Origin of the sequence: Cupriavidus oxalaticus (genome assembly GCF_016894385.1) — a bacterium.
Classification (GTDB): domain Bacteria; phylum Pseudomonadota; class Gammaproteobacteria; order Burkholderiales; family Burkholderiaceae; genus Cupriavidus; species Cupriavidus oxalaticus.
The window spans coordinates 1,808,422-1,826,994 of the sequence record NZ_CP069811.1 but is presented as its reverse complement, the minus strand read 5'-3'; the positions used below and the strand labels follow the sequence as shown (position 1 = coordinate 1,826,994).

17 protein-coding genes are annotated in these 18,573 nt (G+C 70.0%); 9 read left to right on the top strand and 8 right to left on the bottom strand.

Going from position 1 to position 18,573, the window contains the following annotated elements; translation table 11 throughout:
• Positions 1-38: 38 nt before the first annotated feature.
• From JTE92_RS08045 to JTE92_RS08035, 3 genes are all read right to left on the bottom strand, one after another.
• Positions 39-215 (bottom strand): glycine zipper 2TM domain-containing protein, encoded by a 177-nt coding sequence (locus tag JTE92_RS08045; RefSeq protein WP_029046952.1) that lies wholly within the window; start codon positions 213-215, stop codon positions 39-41.
• 143 nt (positions 216-358) lie between these two features.
• Positions 359-1,237, bottom strand: coding sequence for an NAD(P)-dependent oxidoreductase (locus tag JTE92_RS08040; RefSeq protein ID WP_063240645.1), 879 nt, complete (start codon positions 1,235-1,237; stop codon positions 359-361).
• A gap of 311 nt (positions 1,238-1,548) precedes the next feature.
• Positions 1,549-2,583 (bottom strand): Bug family tripartite tricarboxylate transporter substrate binding protein, encoded by a 1,035-nt coding sequence (locus JTE92_RS08035; RefSeq protein ID WP_063240644.1) that lies wholly within the window; start codon positions 2,581-2,583, stop codon positions 1,549-1,551.
• 259 nt (positions 2,584-2,842) lie between these two features.
• Between JTE92_RS08035 and JTE92_RS08030 the strand changes: the two genes are divergently transcribed.
• Positions 2,843-4,597, top strand: a complete 1,755-nt coding sequence (locus tag JTE92_RS08030; RefSeq protein ID WP_063240643.1) for an IlvD/Edd family dehydratase — start codon at positions 2,843-2,845, stop codon at positions 4,595-4,597.
• Positions 4,598-4,600: 3 nt separating this feature from the next.
• Complete coding sequence (locus tag JTE92_RS08025) at positions 4,601-5,272, top strand: GntR family transcriptional regulator (protein WP_063240642.1); 672 nt, start codon at positions 4,601-4,603, stop codon at positions 5,270-5,272.
• 218 nt (positions 5,273-5,490) lie between these two features.
• Here the strand turns inward: JTE92_RS08025 and JTE92_RS08020 are convergent, their stop codons facing one another.
• Together JTE92_RS08020 and JTE92_RS08015 are read right to left on the bottom strand one after the other, a co-directional pair.
• Positions 5,491-7,749, bottom strand: a complete 2,259-nt coding sequence (locus tag JTE92_RS08020) for a cation:proton antiporter (protein ID WP_063240641.1) — start codon at positions 7,747-7,749, stop codon at positions 5,491-5,493.
• Positions 7,746-8,684 carry a LysR family transcriptional regulator gene (locus JTE92_RS08015; protein WP_063240640.1) on the bottom strand — a complete coding sequence of 313 codons (939 nt, stop codon included), beginning with the start codon at positions 8,682-8,684 and terminating at the stop codon, positions 7,746-7,748. The genes JTE92_RS08020 and JTE92_RS08015 overlap by 4 nt, the downstream gene beginning before the upstream one ends.
• 215 nt (positions 8,685-8,899) lie before the next feature.
• Here JTE92_RS08015 and JTE92_RS08010 point away from each other — a divergent pair, with 215 nt between their 5' ends.
• Both JTE92_RS08010 and JTE92_RS08005 read left to right on the top strand, forming a co-directional pair.
• Positions 8,900-9,877: a 3-hydroxyacyl-CoA dehydrogenase family protein gene (locus tag JTE92_RS08010; protein ID WP_063240639.1), complete on the top strand. Its 978-nt coding sequence runs from the start codon at positions 8,900-8,902 to the stop codon at positions 9,875-9,877.
• Positions 9,874-10,761 (top strand): beta-keto acid cleavage family enzyme, encoded by an 888-nt coding sequence (locus JTE92_RS08005; protein WP_063240638.1) that lies wholly within the window; start codon positions 9,874-9,876, stop codon positions 10,759-10,761. The genes JTE92_RS08010 and JTE92_RS08005 overlap by 4 nt, the downstream gene beginning before the upstream one ends.
• Before the next feature lie 58 nt (positions 10,762-10,819).
• Here JTE92_RS08005 and JTE92_RS08000 read toward each other — a convergent pair whose 3' ends face one another.
• The gene (locus JTE92_RS08000; protein WP_063240637.1) at positions 10,820-11,095 is read right to left on the bottom strand and encodes a hypothetical protein; all 276 of its coding nucleotides are present in this window, start codon (positions 11,093-11,095) and stop codon (positions 10,820-10,822) included.
• A 294-nt stretch (positions 11,096-11,389) separates the two neighbouring features.
• Between JTE92_RS08000 and JTE92_RS07995 the strand changes: the two genes are divergently transcribed.
• On the top strand, positions 11,390-11,722 hold the full coding sequence (locus JTE92_RS07995; protein WP_063240636.1) for an H-NS family nucleoid-associated regulatory protein: 333 nt from the start codon (positions 11,390-11,392) through the stop codon (positions 11,720-11,722).
• Between the two features lie 78 nt (positions 11,723-11,800).
• Here JTE92_RS07995 and JTE92_RS07990 read toward each other — a convergent pair whose 3' ends face one another.
• Positions 11,801-12,241 (bottom strand): hypothetical protein, encoded by a 441-nt coding sequence (locus JTE92_RS07990; RefSeq protein WP_063240635.1) that lies wholly within the window; start codon positions 12,239-12,241, stop codon positions 11,801-11,803.
• 210 nt (positions 12,242-12,451) lie between these two features.
• Between JTE92_RS07990 and JTE92_RS07985 the strand changes: the two genes are divergently transcribed.
• The 4 genes from JTE92_RS07985 to JTE92_RS07970 all read left to right on the top strand — a co-directional run bounded on the left by JTE92_RS07985 (position 12,452) and on the right by JTE92_RS07970 (position 17,595).
• Positions 12,452-13,153 carry a heavy metal response regulator transcription factor gene (locus JTE92_RS07985; protein WP_063240634.1) on the top strand — a complete coding sequence of 234 codons (702 nt, stop codon included), beginning with the start codon at positions 12,452-12,454 and terminating at the stop codon, positions 13,151-13,153.
• The gene (locus JTE92_RS07980) at positions 13,150-14,598 is read left to right on the top strand and encodes a heavy metal sensor histidine kinase (RefSeq protein ID WP_063240633.1); all 1,449 of its coding nucleotides are present in this window, start codon (positions 13,150-13,152) and stop codon (positions 14,596-14,598) included. Before JTE92_RS07985 ends, JTE92_RS07980 begins: the two co-directional genes overlap by 4 nt.
• Before the next feature lie 130 nt (positions 14,599-14,728).
• A complete protein-coding gene (locus tag JTE92_RS07975) occupies positions 14,729-15,139 on the top strand; it encodes a VOC family protein (protein WP_063240632.1) in 411 nt (136 codons plus the stop codon).
• A gap of 71 nt (positions 15,140-15,210) precedes the next feature.
• Complete coding sequence (locus JTE92_RS07970) at positions 15,211-17,595, top strand: heavy metal translocating P-type ATPase (protein WP_063240631.1); 2,385 nt, start codon at positions 15,211-15,213, stop codon at positions 17,593-17,595.
• 72 nt (positions 17,596-17,667) lie between these two features.
• Here the strand turns inward: JTE92_RS07970 and JTE92_RS07965 are convergent, their stop codons facing one another.
• Positions 17,668-18,567, bottom strand: coding sequence for a polysaccharide deacetylase family protein (locus tag JTE92_RS07965; protein ID WP_063240630.1), 900 nt, complete (start codon positions 18,565-18,567; stop codon positions 17,668-17,670).
• Positions 18,568-18,573: the final 6 nt, after the last annotated feature.

Genomic DNA, 18,573 nt, shown 5'->3' with positions numbered 1-18,573 from the left:
TCCCAACCTGCCTTTCCGAAGCGCGAAGCTGTCAGCTGTTATTTGCCCAGCTCGTGCCCGATCACGCCGCCGACCACGGCACCGCCGATGGTACCGGCCGTGCTGCCGTCGGTCAGTTCATGGCCGGCCACACCGCCGGCGACTGCGCCCGCCGCGGTACAGCCGGCCAGCGCCATGCTTGCGCCTATCAGGAGCGCGCCTGCGAGTTTCCACATGATGGTCTCCTGCATCGTTGCCGGGCCGGCCCCGGTGGACGGGCCCATGCGTCCAGCATAGGCGCGGCCGGGCCGGCGGCCTTTCCGGCACGCGCCGAAATCGCTGTAGGAATCGGACGACGGCAGGCGGCGCGGCCGGTACCTCAGGCGTCCCCGGCGTGCAGGCGCAGGCGCTTGATCAGCGACGAGGTGTCGGCGCGGCCGCATCCCATCTGCTGCAGGTCGGCATAGAACTGGTCGACCAGTGCCGTCACCGGCAGCGCGGCGCCGTTGCGGCGCGACTCGTCCAGGCACAGGCCGAGGTCCTTGCGCATCCAGTCCACCGCGAAGCCGAAATCGAACTTGTTGTCGATCATGGTGGGGCCGCGGTTTTCCAGCTGCCAGGAGCCGGCGGCGCCCTTGCTGATGACATCCAGCACCAGCGGCATGTCCAGCCCGGCGCGCTCGCCGAAGGCGATGGCCTCGGACAGGCCCTGGATCAGGCCGGCAATGCTGATCTGGTTGACCATCTTGGCCAGCTGCCCGGCGCCGGCCTCGCCGATGCGGGTGACCGCGCGGGCATAGGCGGCGATGACCGGCTCGGCGCGCGCGCAGGCGTCGGCATCGCCGCCGCACATGATGGTCAGGATGCCTTTTTCCGCGCCGACTTCGCCGCCCGAGACCGGCCCGTCGACAAAGTGCAGGCCGCGCCCGCCGGCCGCGGCGTAGAGCTCGCGCGCCACATTGGCGCTGGCCGTGGTGTGGTCGACGAAGATGCAGCCGCTGGGCGCGCCGAAGAAGGCGCCGTCAGGGCCAGTCAGCACCGCACGCAGGTCGTCGTCGTTGCCGACGCAGGAGCACACCACCTGTGCGTCGCGCACGGCCAGTGCCGGCGTCGCTGCCGCCTTGCCGCCGAACTGCCCGACCCAGGCCTGCGCCTTGGCGGCGGTGCGGTTGTAGACCGTGACCTCATGCCCCTTGGCGGCGAGGTGGCCGGCCATGTGGAAACCCATGACGCCCAGGCCGAGAAATGCGACACGCATGCTGCTGCTCCGTTGCTTGATCTGTTTGTGGAATCGGTGAGGGCGCGGGGCTAGGGCCGTGCCCGGCCCCAGAGTATACGGGCGGAAGCAGGCGGGGCGCAGATACAGCAGGGTGGAATGGAGGCCATAACACAGTGACGAGGAGGCAATGCCGTTCAGTCAAGGTATCAAGCCCCACCGTCATTCCCGCCTTCGCGGGAACGACGGTGGTTAGCCGAACGGCATTAGTGACGAGGGCGGCGGCATCTACGCCCATGTCACTGTGAAATCGGAAATACCCATGTCATGGGTATCTGGACCCCATCCAATGCCTACTCCGGCTTCACCCCCGCCTCCCGGATCACCGTATTCCACTTGCCCACCTCCGCCTTGATCCGCGCACTCGCCTGCGCCGGCGTCGTCCACGTGGCAATCGCCCCTTGCTTGAGCAGCGTGGCCTGGACCTCCGGCTCGGCCAGGATCTTCTTCAGGTCGCCGCTGAGCCGGTCGATCACCGGCGCCGGCGTGCCGGCCGGTGCGACGATGCCGAACATCGAGCTGACTTCGAAGTCCTTGAGCCCGGCCTCGGTGGCGGTGGGCACGTCGGGCAGCGCGTTGACACGCTCGGGCGAGGCCACCGCCAGGGCGCGGATCTTGCCGGTCTTGACGTAGGCCTGGGCCGCGGGAACGGTCTCGACCATGCTCAGCACCTGCCCGCCGATCAGGTCGGTCATGGCCGGGCCGCTGCCTTTGTACGGCACATGCAGCATCTCCACGCCGGCCATGCGCTTGAACATCTCGCCGGCCAGATGCTGCGGAGAACCGTTGCCTGCCGAGGCGAAGGTGATGGCGCCGGGCCTGGATTTCGCCAGCGAGACCAGTTGCGGCAGGCTGCTGGCGCTGACCGAGGGATTGACCACGAACACCAGCGGCACGGTGCCGACGATCGACACCGGCGCAAAGCTCTTCTCCAGGTCGTAAGGCACGCGGCTCTTGTACAGCGCGGCGTTGATGGCGTGGCTGGTGAGCGCGCCCAGCAGCAGGGTATAGCCATCGGCGGGCGACTTGGCGACCAGCTCGGCGCCGATATTGCCCGCGGCGCCGGCGCGGTTGTCGACCACGACCTGCTGGCCGAGCGTGGTGGACAGGCGCTGGGCAAGCGTGCGGCCGATCACGTCGGTGGCGCCGCCGGGCGGGTAGGGCACGACCAGCCGGACCGGCTTGGCGGGATAGGCGTCCGCGGCCATGCCCGATACCGGGGCGAGAAGCATGCCGGCAAATGCGAGCGAAGCGACCAGGATGGAGCGGCGAGGGGTGCGGCGAGGCGCAGCGATGGCGCGAGAGGCCGTGGGCGAAATGCCAGGCATGTGGGGTCTCCTGTGCCGGGAAATCGTTGGAATGGGAATGGATCGGCGGGCGGCGGCTGGCCGCCGGCGGATGACGCCCGGCTCGTTATCGGGGCCAAGTGTAGGCCGCACCGCTTGATTGATGAATCCGTATTTTTCTATCGACTGATCTCTAAATTGAATCAATTTATGCGGTGCGATACTGGGCTTGCGCTGCGTCCGCATTGGCCGCTAAGCTTCCGGCCATCGATTATCAATAATTTCATTGGAGATAGCCCTCATGTCCGCCAACGATCCCAGCAAGCCCGATGCCACCCGACCGCAAGGTCTGGCCAAGGGCCTGACCAACTACGGCGACACCGGCTTCTCGCTGTTCCTGCGCAAGGCCTTTATCAAGGGCGCGGGCTATACCGACGACGCGCTGTCGCGGCCGGTGATCGGCATCGTCAACACCGGCAGCAGCTACAACCCCTGCCACGGCAACGCGCCGCAGCTGATCGACGCGGTGCGGCGTGGCGTGATGCTGGCCGGCGGCCTGCCGGTGGATTTCCCGACCATCTCGGTGCACGAGAGCTTTTCCGCGCCGACCAGCATGTACCTGCGCAACCTGATGTCGATGGACACCGAGGAAATGATCCGCGCGCAGCCCATGGACGCGGTGGTGCTGATCGGCGGCTGCGACAAGACCGTGCCGGCGCAGCTGATGGGGGCGGCCTCGGCCGGCGTGCCGGCGATCCAGCTGGTGACGGGCTCGATGCTCACCGGCGCGCATCGCGGCGAGCGCGTGGGCGCCTGCACGGACTGCCGCCGCTACTGGGGCCGCTATCGCGCGGAAGAGATCGATGCCGCCGAGATCGCCGACGTCAACAACCAGCTGGTGGCCAGCGTCGGCACGTGCTCGGTGATGGGCACGGCCAGCACCATGGCGTGCGTGACCGAGGCGCTTGGCATGATGGTGGCCGGCGGTGCCTCGGCGCCGGCGGTGACGGCCGACCGCATCCGCGTGGCCGAGCGCACCGGCACCACGGCGGTGGCGATGGCCAAGGCGCGCCTGACGCCGGACCGCATCCTGAACGGCAAGGCGTTCGAGAACGCACTGCGCGTGCTGCTGGCGATCGGCGGCTCGACCAACGGCATCGTGCACCTGACCGCCATTGCCGGCCGCCTCGGCATCGATATCGACCTGGCGGGCCTGGACCGCATGAGCCGCGAGACGCCGGTGCTGGTCGACCTCAAGCCCTCGGGCCAGCACTACATGGAGGACTTCCACAAGGCCGGCGGCATGGCCACGCTGCTGCGCGAGCTGCGCCCGCTGCTGCACCTGGACACGCTGACCGTGTCCGGCCGCACGCTCGGCGAAGAGCTTGACGCCGCGCCGCCCCCGTTTGCGCAGGACGTGATCCGCAGCGCCGCCGACCCGATCTACCCGGCCGGCGGCCTGGCCGTGCTGCGCGGCAACCTGGCGCCGGGCGGCGCCATCATCAAGCAGTCCGCCGCCGATCCGGTGCTGATGGAGCACGAGGGCCGCGCCGTGGTGTTCGAGAACGCCGAGGACATGGCGCTGCGCATCGACGACGAAACGCTCGACGTCAGGGCCGACGATATCCTGGTGCTCAAGCGCATCGGGCCCACCGGCGCGCCCGGCATGCCGGAGGCCGGCTACATGCCGATCCCGCGCAAGCTGGCGCGCGCCGGGGTCAAGGACATGGTGCGCATCTCGGACGGCCGCATGAGCGGCACCGCGGCGGGCACCATCGTGCTGCACGTGACGCCGGAAGCGGCCATCGGCGGCCCGCTGGCGCTGGTGCAGAGCGGCGACCGCATCCGCCTGTCGGTGCGCGAGCGCGACCTGACGCTGCTGGTCGATGACGCAGAACTGGCGCGCCGCGCCGCGGCGCAGCCGGTGGAGCGCCCGCGCGCGGAGCGCGGCTACCGCAAGCTGTTCCTGGAGACCGTGACGCAGGCCGACCAGGGTGTCGACTTCGACTTCCTGCGCGCGACGCAGACCGTCGATACCGTGCCGCACCAGCGCTGAGCCATGCCCGAGATCACCGCACAGTCCGAAGCCGGCGCCATGCAGCAGGCCGTCGATACGCTGGAGGAAGACATCGTCTTCGGCCGCCTGCATCCACGCGAGCGGCTGACCGAGGACGACCTGATGGCGCGTTTCGCCCTCAAGCGGCATGTGGTGCGGCAGGTGCTGGCGGGGCTGGAGGCGATCGGCGTGGTCGAGCGCAAGCGCAACGTGGGCGCGGTGGTGCGCGCGTTCTCCGCGCGCGAGGTGCTGGAACTGTACGCCCTGCGCGAAGTGCTGGAATGCCATGCGGCCGCGCAGATCGACCTGCCGGTACCGCCGGCACGGCTGGCGCCGCTGGCCGCCGTGCAGAAGCAGCACGACGCTGCCGTGGCCGCCGGCGATGCGCGCGCGGTGTTCCGCATCAACCAGGCCTTTCACCGCGAGCTGTTCGCGCTGACCGGCAATGCCGTGCTGCAGCAGGCCATCGGCGACTATGCGCGCCGCACCCACCCGATCCGCTTCGGCACGCTGGCGGCCGCGGCCTACCGCGAGCGCGCGCGGCAGGAGCACTGGGCCATGATCGAGGCGTTGCGGCAGGGCGACCGCGAGGCGCTGGTCGACCTGTGCCGCCGCCACCTGCTGCCGTCGCGCGATGCCTATCTCGCCGCGGAGCAGGCCCGGGGCGCTGCCTGAACGGATCCGGTCGCGCGTCGCCGCCACCGCCGCGTGGCAGCGGCATCACAGCGAAGTCAGAACCCGCCTACGCCGCCGTCCGCCATCGTCCTATCCCTTGCGCGCGTGACGCTGCCTACATTGGAAGCAGCGTCACCACCGCAAGGAGCCGATTCATGTCATTCGCGCTATACATCATTGGCTTGCTGGTCCTGGTCGGCGGCATCGCCTGGGCGATGTCAACGGCCGGCCTCGCGACCGTCTATATCGGCATTGCCTGCCTGATCGTGCTCGGCATCGGCATCATGATGGCCGTCTCGCGCACGCGTACCAAAGACCCGTCCTGAAGCTTGCGGGCCCGGCTGTGTGCCGGGCCCGTCCGGGCGCCCCTGGCGCTCCTTGTGCCCCTGCTGCACGCCGCGCAGCGGCGGACGCAACAGGCTGGCGAGCCATGCCTGCTGTATCACCTGGGCGATCTGGTTGAAGGCTTCCTTGGAGATCACCGCCTCCTCGCGCATCGTTTCCAGCGAGAGCCGGCCCTTGCGCAGCGCAAACAGCATCAGCAGGCGCCGTTCCAGCGCCTCGGTGTACTCGCCGAATTTCTCGCGCATCTCGGCCAGGCCTTCGCCGGCGGCCTGGAAGCGGTCCTCCAGCACGCCGTCGAGCACCGTCGCCATGCGCGCGCCGAACACCGGCGTCAGCATCGAGCGGTTGTAGCGCCGCAGCCGGTCCAGCACGGTCTGGCGGCAGATCAGCAGCTCGAAGCGATCGGCCAGCGCGCGCGCCAGCGGCCGGTCGATCGACAGCCGGCGGTGCAGGAACAGCGCCACGCGGAAACCCAGGTGATAGTCGAGGATATGGCGTGCCGCGCGGTTATAGCCGATGCGCCCCTGCTCGCGCGCGGCATCGATCATCTGCGAGGTATTGCGCATCATCGCGTCAAGGTTTGCGACCGAGATCACGCCGTCGCCATACTCCGGGATCAGCTCGCGCTCGCGCGTGGCCAGCGTGACCAGGCCGATGGTCAGGCGGTCGCGTTCGGACAAGGCGGTATTGAAGTCGAACTCGGCCGAGCCCAGTTCGATGCCGTGCCGGTACTGCTGCGCCGCGTCGCGCGCGGCGGCCGGCGGCAGGTCGAACGAGTCGGCCACGCGCGCCAGCATGGCCTCGACTTCCTCGGTCGAAAGCCGGATCGCCTGCTGCTGCAGCGCGCGTTCCTGCGGCGAAAGCTGGTCCAGCCCCAGCCGGTGGATCAGGCGGCGCAGCGTGGTGCCGTTCAGCAGCAGGCTCACCAGCACGAAGCCGGTTGCCAGGATGGCGACGAAGTGGCGCGCTTCATAGGTCAGGCTGGTGTTTTCGGCAATGCCCAGCGCCAGCACCAGCGTCACCGCGCCGCGCAGGCCGCCCCAGGCGATGGCCAGCTTGAAGGCATTGTCGATGGGCGCGCTCAAGCGCATCCATGACAGCAGCGGCAGCAGCCCGAACAGCGTGACCAGCCGCGCGGCCAGCGCCGCGGCCACCAGGATCAGCAGCAACACCCCGTGGTGGCGCGTCACGCCCGCCAGCAGCGACGGCACGCGCACGGCGGCCAGCAGGAATACCATGGCGCCGGCAATGCCCGCGAACTGCTCCCAGATCATGCGCAGATGGCGCCAGTTCGGCGGGTTCAGGCGCGTCGGCCCGAGTGCGCTGACCATCAGGCCGGCGCAGACCACCGCGACCACGCCCGACACGCCCAGCGCCTGTTCGGCCAGCAGGTACAGCGGGTACGGCAGCGCCAGCGTCAGCGCGCTTTCGGCCATGGCCAGCCCGGCCAGGCGCGGCAGCAGGTCGGACAGCAAACGTCCGGCCAGCACGCCGCACAGCACGCCCCCCGCGAACGACCACGCCAGCTCGCGCAGGCCCGCGCCAAGCGTTGCCTGCGCGCCGTGGCCGGTCAGCATCGCCACCAGCACGCCGACGATGGCGATGGCGGCGGCGTCGTTCAGCAGGCTTTCGCCTTCCACCAGCCGGATCAGCCGCGCGGGCGCGCCCACGTCGCGGAAGATCGCGATCACCGCGGCGGGATCGGTGGTGGCGACCACCGCGCCCAGCAGCAGGCACACCGCCAGCGGCATGCCGCTGGCCGCGGCGGTGGCGACGCCGATCATCGCGGTGGCCACCACCACGGCCACCACGGCGAGCAGCAGGATCGGCGCCGCATCGGGCAGCATGCTGCGCACGTCGGCGGTCAGCGCCGCGTGGAACAGCAGCGGCGGCAGGAAGATCCACAGGTAGGCCTCGGGCGGCAGCGCGGGGTCGATCAGCGGATGCAGGAAATGGTGCGCGAAGTCGGGGTGGGCGGCGTCGATGGCGACGTAGCCGGCGCCGATGGCGATGCCGATCGCCGACAGCAGCGTCGATTCCGGCAGCACCAGCCGCGCGGCCGCGACCTGCACCACCGCGACGATGGCCAGCAGCGCGCCGGCCAGGATCAGGATATCGACGATGATGCTCATGCGCCGGCCTCCGCGGCGGCGGCGCCGGCCGCGGCGGGGTGCGCCAGCTGCGTGCGCACCGCCGCGGCCAGTTCGGCGGCAGCGGGGGACAGCGTGCGGTTGCGCGAGGTCACCAGCCCGATCGAGCGCTCGGTCACCGGCGCGGTCAGCAGCCGCTCGACGATGCCGGGCTGGCGCACGGTGCCGGCCGCGATCTCGGGCAGCGCCGCTACGCCGAAGCCGCATTCGACCATGGCCGCGATGGTGGCAAGGTGCTCGGCCTCGAACACGGGCTGGAAGCGGATCCTGTTCTGCAGGAAGGCCCATTCGGCGTACTGGCGCACGCTGCTGGGATGCGTCATCGACACATGCGGCGCGGCGGCGGTATCGGCCCAGCGCAACGAGCCGCTGCTGCGCGCCAGCGGGTGCGCCGACGGGATCAGCAGCACGAAGCGGTCGGACAGCAGCGGCTCGTAGTGCAGGTCGGCCTGCTGCGGATCGGCCGCGGTCAGCGCAAAGTCCACTTCGCCGGCGCGCACCAGGTCAAAGGCCGGGCCGGACAGCGTGTCGATCACCTTCAGCGCCACTTCCGGGCGCGCCCGGTGGTAGGCCATCAGCACGCGCGGCAGCATGCGGGCCGCCAGCGACGGCAGCGCCGCCACGGCCACCTGGCCGCGCTCGGCGCTGGCAATGCCGGTGACGGCGTCGATGGCGCCGCGAAAGGCGGCCTGCAGCAGCGCGGCCTGCTGCATGAAGACCTGGCCCGCGGCGGTCAGGCGCACGGTGCGGGTAGTGCGATCGAACAGGCGCACGCCGAGCGATTCCTCGATGCGCAGGATCTGCGTGGACAGGGCGGACTGCGACAGGTGCAACTGGCTGGCGGCCTGGCGGTAGTTGAGCGTGCGGCCGAGCACCAGCATGGTCTCGATGTCCCGCATCGACAGGTTGAGTTTCATGGTCGGGCAGTGGCGGGCGCGGTGCGCCTCGCGGAAAACATGCGAGGCACGACAGGCCGGATCGCGCGATTGATCTGATTTGTGGATCATTTTATCCACAGAATCGACTTCATCAATCAAAGCGAGTTCTCTACACTGCCGGGAATCCGTTGTCCGGCGCGCTCTGTGGCCGCCGGGGCAGCCCACCGATCCCGCAGGATTTTCCCGGAGAACCTATGCCGAACCCGACCGAACCGGTCACCACGAGCCCGCTGGGCCACCCTGGCGCCGCCCATGCGGTGGTGGTGGGCGGCGGCACCATGGGCGCCGACGTCGCCGTGGTGCTGACCCGCGCCCTGTGCCGCACCACGGTGGTCGAGCCCGACGCCACGCGCGGCGCCGCGCTGCCCGGACGGGTGCGCGACAACCTGATGGCCATCGGCCGCGCCGAGGGCGCCGGCCGCCTGTCCGTGGCCGCCTCGCTTGATGACGTCGACTGGGCCACGGTCGACCTGGTGATCGAGTGCATCCCCGAGCGGCTGGAACTCAAGCAGCAACTGTTCGCCGACCTGGTCCGGCGCGCGCGGCCCGACACGGTGCTCGCCAGCAACAGCTCGAGCTTCCCGATCAGCGCGATCGGCGCCGGGCTGGAGTCGCGCGCGCGCATGCTGGGCCTGCATTTCTTCATGCCGGCGCACCTGGTGCCGCTGGTCGAAGTGGTGATGGGCGAGGCCAGCGACGAAGGCTGCGCCGACGCCCTGATCGCGTTCATGCGCCGCTGCGCGATGGTGCCGGTGAAAGTGCGCAAGGACCTGCCGGGCTTCCTCGCCAACCGGCTGCAGCACGCGCTGTCGCGCGAGGCTTTCAGCCTGATCGACCGCGGCATTGCCTCGCCCGAGGACGTGGATGCCGCGGTGCGCTTCGGCTTCGGCTTCCGCTTCCTGGCCGCGGGCCCGGTGCTGCAGCGCGACCATGCCGGCATCGACGTGCATGCCGCCGCCGCTGCCACCATGTACCCGAGCTTCTGCAACGACGACCATCCCGCGCGTTGCCTGGCCGAGCGCGCCGCCGACGGCCGCCACGGCATGAAGCGCGGCGAGGGCTTCTATGTCTGGAGCCCCGAAGCCATTGCCGCCGAGCGCGCGCGCTACGACCGCCTGCTGCGCGCCGGCCTCGACCTGATCGCCCCTGAATTGCCCGAGATCCAGCCATGACCCAAGCCAATCCCTCCGCCCCGGCACAATCCGCCGCCACCCGCGCGGCGCTGGCCGATTCGCCGCTGATCGTCACGGTGGCGCCCAACGGCGCCTACAAGCAGTCTGCCGACCATCCCGCGGTGCCGCTGACCGCCGCGGCGCTGGCACAGGAAGCGCGCGCCTGCCTCGATGCCGGCGCCGCCATGATGCATATGCACGTGCGCGACGCGCAGGGCCGCCATTCGCTCGACGCGCAGGCCTACCGCGACGCGCTCGCCGCGGTCAGGCAGGCGGTCGGCGACTCGTTGCTGGTGCAGGTGACCAGCGAAGCCGCTGGCGTCTACAAGGCCCCCGCGCAGATGGCGATGGTGCGCGAGCTGCGGCCCGAAGCCGTGTCGGTGGGGCTGCGCGAGGTGGCGGTGCCAGAGATCCCGGAAGGCGAACTGGCCGCGTTCTTTGCCTGGCTGGCGCAAGAACGCGTGATGACGCAGGTGATCCTGTACGACGCGGCCGATGTGCGCCGCTGGCATGCGCTGCGCGCGCGCGGGCTGGTGCCGGCGGGGGCGTGGTCGCTGCTGTATGTGCTGGGGCGCTATTCGGCGGGGCAGGTCTCGTCGCCGCACGACCTGCTGCCGTTCCTGCAGGTGGCCGCGGAAAGCGACGATGCGCTGCCGTGGGCGATCTGCGCCTTCGGCCGCGAAGAGAATGCGTGCGTGACCGCGGCCGCCGCGTTCGACGGCCATGTGCGGGTGGGGTTCGAGAACAACCTGCTGCTGCGCGACGGCAGCCGCGCGCCCGGCAACGCCGCGCTGGTGGCGCAGGCTGTGCAGGGCGGGCTCACGCTGGGCCGGCCGATCGCCGACGCCGCGGATGCGCGCCGGATCTACGGCGCGGTGCGCTGATGCGGTCCCGCGTGCGCGGCGTGGCGGCTGCGTGGCGGGCGCGTGGGGGCTGGGGAGGTCAGGCCCCGTCGCTGAAGCTGTCGCGCGGGCCGTTGGGGTTGTGCGCGCCGTCGGTGAACGTGCTGCGCGGCCCGGTGGCGGTGTGTGCGCCATCGGTAAAGCTGCTGCGGGTGCCGGTGGCCGTATGCGCGCCGTCGGTGAACGAACTGCGCGTGCCGGTGACGCTGCGCGCGCCGTCGCTGAACGGATCGACGCTGCGCGGTGCAGCTTGCGCGGTGCCGACCACGGTCGCAATCAGCGCGGTGGCGACAAAGACTTGCCTGAGTACTTGCATTGGATGCTTCTCCATCAGAGTGCCAGCCCGGGACGGGAGGCGGTAGAGAGAAGTCTAGGCACTCGCCCTCCACGCCAGCATGACGCCCGCATGACATTGCCGTCATGCAGCATTGGCCTGCGCGGCAAGCTCATGGCAAGCGCACGGCAAAATCCAGGGAAATGCGCCGCGCCGTCACGCGCAAACGCCGGCAGCGCCGGCAAAGGCTGTAGAATCATGGCTATCCGACCGGCCTGCGGTTCCATCGCCGGTCTTCATTGCCCGCGGGAATGCAGCGGGCCTCTCACGATAGTCATGTCCGAGTCTGATTCAGCCAAACTCGCTGCGGTGGCCTGGATCCACGAGCAAATGGACCGTCATGCATTGACGCTTGACGACCTGGTCGCCGCGGGATGCTTTGACAAGGTCCCGGCGCCCGCTGTGGAATCTTCACGCAAGGCCGCGCCCGAGGCGGGCGCCGATGTTGCCAGTGCCAAAGTCGCCAAAGCCGCCAAAGCCAACGGCGCACCACGTCCGCTCTATCGCAATGCCCTGGGGCAAAGCTGGGACGGCGAGGGCGAATACCCCGACTGGCTGCAGCGCGCGGTCAATGCGGGGCAATCGATCGAGTTCTTCCGCGTCGAGTAAGCCGCACGCGCAGCGCCAGCCGCTGCGTGGCAGTCAACGGGTTGCAGCCGGAAACGCCGCCAGGCGCGGCGTGGCGCTTCAGCAGCGCCTGGCGAAAGGCAGCAGGTCGTTGAAGACCGCCGGTGTCGACATCGGCGCCACATGGGCCCAGTGGGCCATCACCTCGGGCGGCAGTTCCGGGAGTTCGCTTGCGGCGGCGGCAGGCTGCGCCGGCAGCGTGGCGGTGTCGTTGTCCGACGGCTGCGGCGATCCGGCATCCTGCAGTTGCAGCGGCACGCCTTGTCCGCCGGGTTCCGCCATGACCTGCACGGTGGCGCCGCGGCAGTTGCCTTCGCTGCCGCCGCCCAGAGCGGCTTCGGCTTCCATCTTGGCTGCGGCATGCCGTTCCGGCAGCGACAGCCCGGAGGCCTGGGCCGCGCTGCATACGGTCGTCACGGCCGCGGCGGCGCCGGACACGGGCAGCGCGATCAGGGCAAGCGACAGCAGCAGGGAATTCGGCAGACGCGGCAGGCGTTTCATCAGGCGGGAGGGCTAGGCGGACAGGAAAGGAAAGCGCGCGGCGCGCGGGGGAACCATCGGCCGGGCCGGCGGTCAACGCCCATTTTACTGGCATTTACCCGCAAAAAGCTGTATTTGCGATGACATTTCTGAAATCTTTGCCCATTTCCGGCCATCCTCGGCTAGCGTTACGCCATGGCGGCACTGGCGCCGCCGGAAAGTGACTGACACATGCGTATCCTGATTGTCGAGGACGAACCCAAGGCGGGCGACTACCTGCTCAAGGGCCTCACCGAATCCGGCTTCGTGGTGGACCTGGCGCGCGACGGCGTCGACGGCCTGGCCCATGCGCGCGAGCACCCCTACGACCTGATCGTGCTGGACGTGATGCTGCCGAACCTGGACGGCTGGCAGGTGCTGCGCGAACTGCGCCGCGAGCGCGATACGCCGGTGCTGTTCCTGACCGCGCGCGACGAGCTGTCCGACCGCCTCAAGGGTTTGGAGCTGGGCGCCGACGACTACATGGTCAAGCCGTTCGCCTTCGCGGAGCTGGTGCTGCGCATCCGCACCATCCTGCGCCGCGGGCCGCTGCGCGAGAGCGAATTCATCGAAGTGGCCGACCTGCAGATCGACGCCATCCGCCGCCGCGTGGTGCGCGCCGGCCAGAAGATCGACCTGACCTCGAAGGAGTTTGCGCTGCTGTACCTGCTGGCGCGCCGCCGCGGCGAGGTGCTGTCGCGCTCGCTGATCGCGTCCCAGGTGTGGGACGTCAACTTCGACAGCAACACCAACGTGGTCGACGTGTCGATCCGGCGCCTGCGCGCCAAGGTCGACGACCCGTTTCCGCGCAAGCTGATCCATACCCGGCGCGGCATGGGCTATGTCCTGGATGATGGCGAAGACAGCGATGGCTGCGGGCCCGCCGCGGCATGATGCGGCTGCCGTCATCCCTTACCACGCGGCTGGCGCTGGCGTACGGGCTGGCCACGGCCGCGATCCTGGTCAGCGTGGCCGCCTACCTGTCCAGCGCGCTGTCGGCGCAGCTGGAGGGCCGCGATGAGAGCGAGCTGGTCAGCGAAGTGCTGCTGGTGCGCCACCTGCTGCGCGAAGTGCGCAGCGAGGCGGAAATCCGCGCCGATACGCACCGGTTCGCCGATATCGCCATGGGCCATGAAGGGCTGATCCTGGTGGTGCGCACGCGCCAGGGCGAGCCGCTGGTCACGCTCAATCCGCGCAACGAGGCCGTGCCGCCGCTGCGCGTGCTGCCGGCCAGCACGCAGCCTGACAAGGACATGCTGCAGACCTGGCATCCGCGCAACGGCGTGCCTTCGCGCGGCATTGCCGCGCTCGGCCAGCTCGGCGATTCCGACAAGGCCGTCGAGATCGTGGTGCTGCGCGATGCCGGCTACCGCGTGGCGCTGATCCGCGAATACCGCTACCGGCTGCTGTGGGCGACGCTGTGCGGCGCGGCCGTGGCGGCCGGGCTCGGTTTCGTGCTGGCGCGGCGCGGGCTGCGGCCGCTGCGGCGCATGGCCACCGATGCGGCCGCGGTGACCACCAGCCGGCTTGCCACCCGGCTCGATGTGGGCAGTGCGCCCGCCGAGCTGCGCGAGCTGGCGGCAGCGCTCAACGACATGCTGGCGCGGCTGCAGGACAGCTTCTCGCGGCTGTCCGAGTTCTCGGCCGACCTGGCGCACGATTTCCGCACCCCGATCAGCAACCTGATCGGCCAGACCCAGGTGACGCTGGCGCAAAGCCGCGGCGTGGCGGAATACGAGGCGCTGCTCGAATCGAACCTGGAAGAGTACGAGCGGCTGGCGCGCATGATCGAGAACATGCTGTTCCTCGCCCGCGCCGACCATGCGCAGGTGGCGCTGGGCGTGCGCACGCTGGACGCACGCGAAGAGCTCGACAGGATGGCCGAGTATTTCGAGGCGGTCGCGGCCGACCGCGACGTCGCGCTGGCGGTTGGCGGACACGCACTGGTGCAGGCCGACAAGACGCTGCTGCGGCGCGCGGTCACCAACCTGCTCGACAATGCGCTGCGCCACGCGCCCGCGGGCACCACGGTGCGGCTGGATGCCACGCGCATTCCGGCGCCGGGCGGCGGCGCCACTACCAGCATCCGCGTCAGCAATGCGGGACCGGCAATCCCGCCGGAAACGCTGCCGCATATCTTCGGGCGCTTCTATCGCGCGGATCCGTCGCGCCGCAATTCCGCCACGTCGACCGGTCTCGGCCTGGCGATTGTCGACACCATCATGCGGCTGCACGGCGGCAGCGTGACCGTGCGCAGCCTTGACGGGGAAACGGTGTTCTCGCTGCAATTTCCCGCCGACGGCGCGGCTGCGGCGCAGGCTCCTGCCAGGGTGGCTTGAATCGTCCCACTCCCGCCCCCTGCGCTTGCATGTGCCCGGCACGCGCGCATAATGGCGCGCGTGCCGGCAGCGGCAACTCCGGCCGGCGCATCCCTACGCAACCAGGATCACAACCCACAAGGAGCGTGACATGCAGGTGCAACCCTATCTGGATTTTGGCGGCCGCTTTGATGAAGCCGTGGCGTTCTACGGCAAGGTGCTGGGCGCGCAGGTGACGTTCGCGATGCGCTACAAGGAGGCGCCGCCGGACCAGGGCATGCAGATCCCGGAAGACTGGAAAGACAAGGTGATGCACGCCAATATCCAGTTCGGCGAGACCCAGCTGATGGCGTCCGATGGCCGCCCGGGCGAGCGTCCGGCCTTCAGCGGCTTCAGCCTGTCGGTCGGCGCGGTCAGCAAGGAAGAGGGCGAGCGCATCTTCAACGGGCTGGCCGAGGGCGGGCAGGTGGTGGTGCCGTACCAGAAGACGTTCTGGGCCGAAGGCTTCGGCATGCTGGTGGATCGCTTCGGCATGTCGTGGATGGTCAATTGCGAGCACTGAGGGACCGCTTGACTCTGTAGCCGCTACAGGGTCTTCAATGTCATCAGGTCAAACCACGCGAACAACAAGAGATGGCTCGCACGTCACCTGAAGACGCACTGCCCCGGGATCACGCCGGCCCGGGGCACGATCATTCCGCACACCGCCATGCGCATGGCCACGAACAGGGTCATGACCACGATCACCACGGCGATCATGGCCATGGGGACGGGCATGCGCATGCGGCCCCGGCCACGGCGCACGCCTGCTGCGGCGGCGGCTGCGCATCGACGATCCCGCTGGCACCTGTCGCCGCCGCGCCGGTCGAGGTGCCGGCCGGCGCCCGCGCCGCCGCCTATCGCATCGACGCGATGGACTGCCCGACCGAGGAAACGCTGATCCGCAACAAGCTGGGCAATATGGCCGGCGTGGCGGCGCTGGAGTTCAACCTGATCCAGCGGGTGCTGACGGTCCACCATACGCTGCCGTCGCCGGAGCCGGTGGTCGCGGCCATCCGCAGCCTCGGCATGCAGGCGGTGCCGCTGGATGCCGAAGCCGCGCAGCAGGTGCTGCCCGAGACCACCGCACGCAAGCCGTGGTGGCCGCTGGCGCTGGCCGGCGTGGCAGCGGTCGGCGCGGAAGTGGCCGAATGGCTGGCGCTCGGCCTGCCCTGGTTGCCGGCCGCGCTGGCGCTGGCGGCGGTGGCGCTGGGCGGCCTGACCACTTACCGCAAGGGCTGGATCGCGCTGCGCAACGGCAACCTCAATATCAATGCGTTGATGAGCATCGCCGTCACCGGCGCGCTGCTGCTGCGCCTGTGGCCCGAAGCGGCGATGGTGATGGTGCTGTTCGCCCTGGCCGAGCGCATCGAGGCCGCCTCGCTGGACCGCGCGCGCAATGCGATCCGCGGGCTGATGGCGATGGCGCCGGAGCAGGCGACGGTGCGCCGCGACGACGGCAGCTGGGAAGCCGTGTCCGCGGCCAGCGTCGCCGTCGGCGCGCTGGTGCGGCTGCGCCCCGGCGAGCGCGTGGCGCTGGACGGCAAGGTCGTGCGCGGCCAGTCGGCGCTGGACCAGGCGCCCATCACCGGCGAAAGCGTGCCGGTCGACAAGGCCGAGGGCGACCCGCTCTTCGCCGGATCGATCAACCAGTCGGGCGAGCTGGAATACACCGTGACCGCGCCCGCCAGCGACTCGACGCTGGCGCGCATCATCCACGCGGTGGAAGCCGCGCAGGGCAGCCGCGCGCCGACGCAGCGCTTCGTCGACCGGTTCTCGCGCATCTACACCCCGACCGTGTTCGCGATTGCCGTGGCGGTGGCGGTGGTGCCGCCGCTGCTGGCCGGCGGCGGCTGGGTCGACTGGATCTACAAGGCGCTGGTGCTGCTGGTGATCGCCTGCCCGTGCGCGCTGGTGATCTCCACGCCGGTGACCATCGTCAGCGGCCTGGCGGCGGCCGCTCGCCGCGGCATCCTGGTCAAGGGCGGGGTCTACCTGGAGCAGGGCCGGCACCTGGCCTGGGTAGCGCTGGACAAGACCGGCACGATCACGCACGGCAAGCCGGTGCAGACCGGCCATGCGCTGCTGGCCGACGCGCCGCCGCAGGCGCGCGCCATCGCCGCCAGCCTGGCCGCGCGCTCGGACCACCCGGTGTCGCGCGCGGTGGCGGCCGCGGCGGCGGAAGCGGGCATTGCGACGCTGCCGGTGGACGATTTCGAGGCGCTCGCCGGACGCGGCACGCGCGGGAAGGTGCAGGGCGTTGAATACCAGCTGGGCAACCACCGGCTGGTGCATGACCTGGGCGCCTGCTCGCCGGCGCTGGAGGCGCGCCTGGAAGCGATCGAGCGCGAAGGTCGGACCGTGGTGCTGCTGGCGCGCGTCGAAGACAACGGCGCTGCCACCGCGCTGGCGCTCTTTGCGGTGGCCGACACGGTGCGCCAGACCAGCCGGCAGGCGATTGCCGAACTGCATGCGCTGGGCGTGAAGACGCTGATGCTGTCGGGCGACAACCCGCATACCGCGCAGGCCATCGCGGCCGAGGTCGGCATCGACGAGGTGCGCGGCAACCAGCTGCCGCAGGACAAGGCCGACGGCATCGCCGCCCTCACCGACGCCGCGCACGCGCGCGGCGGCCGCATCGGCATGGTCGGCGATGGCATCAACGACGCACCGGCGCTGGCGCGCGCCGATATCGGCTTCGCCATGGGCGCGGCCGGCACCGACACCGCCATCGAGACCGCCGACGTGGCGCTGATGGACGACGACCTGCGCAAGATCCCGGAGTTCGTCCGGCTGTCGCGCCGCACCTCGCGCATCCTGGTGCAGAACATCACGCTGGCGCTGGGCATCAAGGCGGTGTTCCTGGCGCTGACGGTGATGGGGATGGGGACGATGTGGATGGCGGTGTTCGCCGATATGGGGGCGAGCTTGCTGGTGGTGTTCAATGGGCTGCGGGTGGGGGCGCAGCGCGGGGCTTGACTACTGCTGACGGTTTGCTCCCTCTCCCGCTTGCGGAAGAGGGAGCACGCAATCGGTATAGGGGAGGCCTCGTCAGCGCACTGGCGGCTGGATAATCAACTCCCCGCTCCGCCCCGGAATCTCCCCCCACGTGACCGGCAACTGCGGCAACCCGCTCCGCTCCAGCCCGCGATACCACGCCGCCATCGACACCAGCTCGTGCCCCTGCGCGCGCCATCCCGCCAGCAGCCGCTCGAACACCGGCGCCAGCTTGCCGCCTTCGAGCTCGGTATGCAGCGTAAAGACATGGTCGCGCGGGCCTTCGGTCAGCTTCAGCAGCGCGGTATGGACATTGTCTTCGGCCAGCCCGTCCGTGCCGATCAGTTCGTCCAGCGTCGGCAGCGTGGTCGGCATCTGCACGTGCCGGCACGGCACGCCGCCGATCGTGGGAATATAAGGCGCCGTGCCGCGGCCATCCGACGCATAGGCCATGCCCCAGTCGTCGATCTGGCGGAACGCGTCCTCGTTCATCTGCCAGCCCGCTGCGCCATGCGTCGCCGGCGCTTCGCCGAAGACCTCGGTGTAGCGCGCGAAGGCCTGCTGCATCTGGCGCCGGGTCCATGCCGCATCGCGCTCGCGCACGTTGTCCTGCCAATAGACGTGGTCCCAGGTATGGATACCGCATTCATGGCCGGCGGCGCGGGCCGCGCGCATTTGTGCCGCGCCCTTGCGCCCGATGTCGGGGCCCGGCAGCAGCACACCGTACATCAGCGTGCGCAGGCCGTAGTTGGAGACCACCGAGGTGCGCGACACCTTCTTCAGGAAGCCGGGCCGGAAGACGCGCCGCAGCGCCCACCCGGTATGGTCAGGCCCGAGGCTGAACAGGAACGTGGCCTGCGCCTGCGCGGCCTCCAGCATCGACAGCAGCTTCGGCACGCCTTCGCGCGTGCCGCGCAGCGTGTCGACATCGACCTTCAGTGCAATGCGTGCCATCTGCGT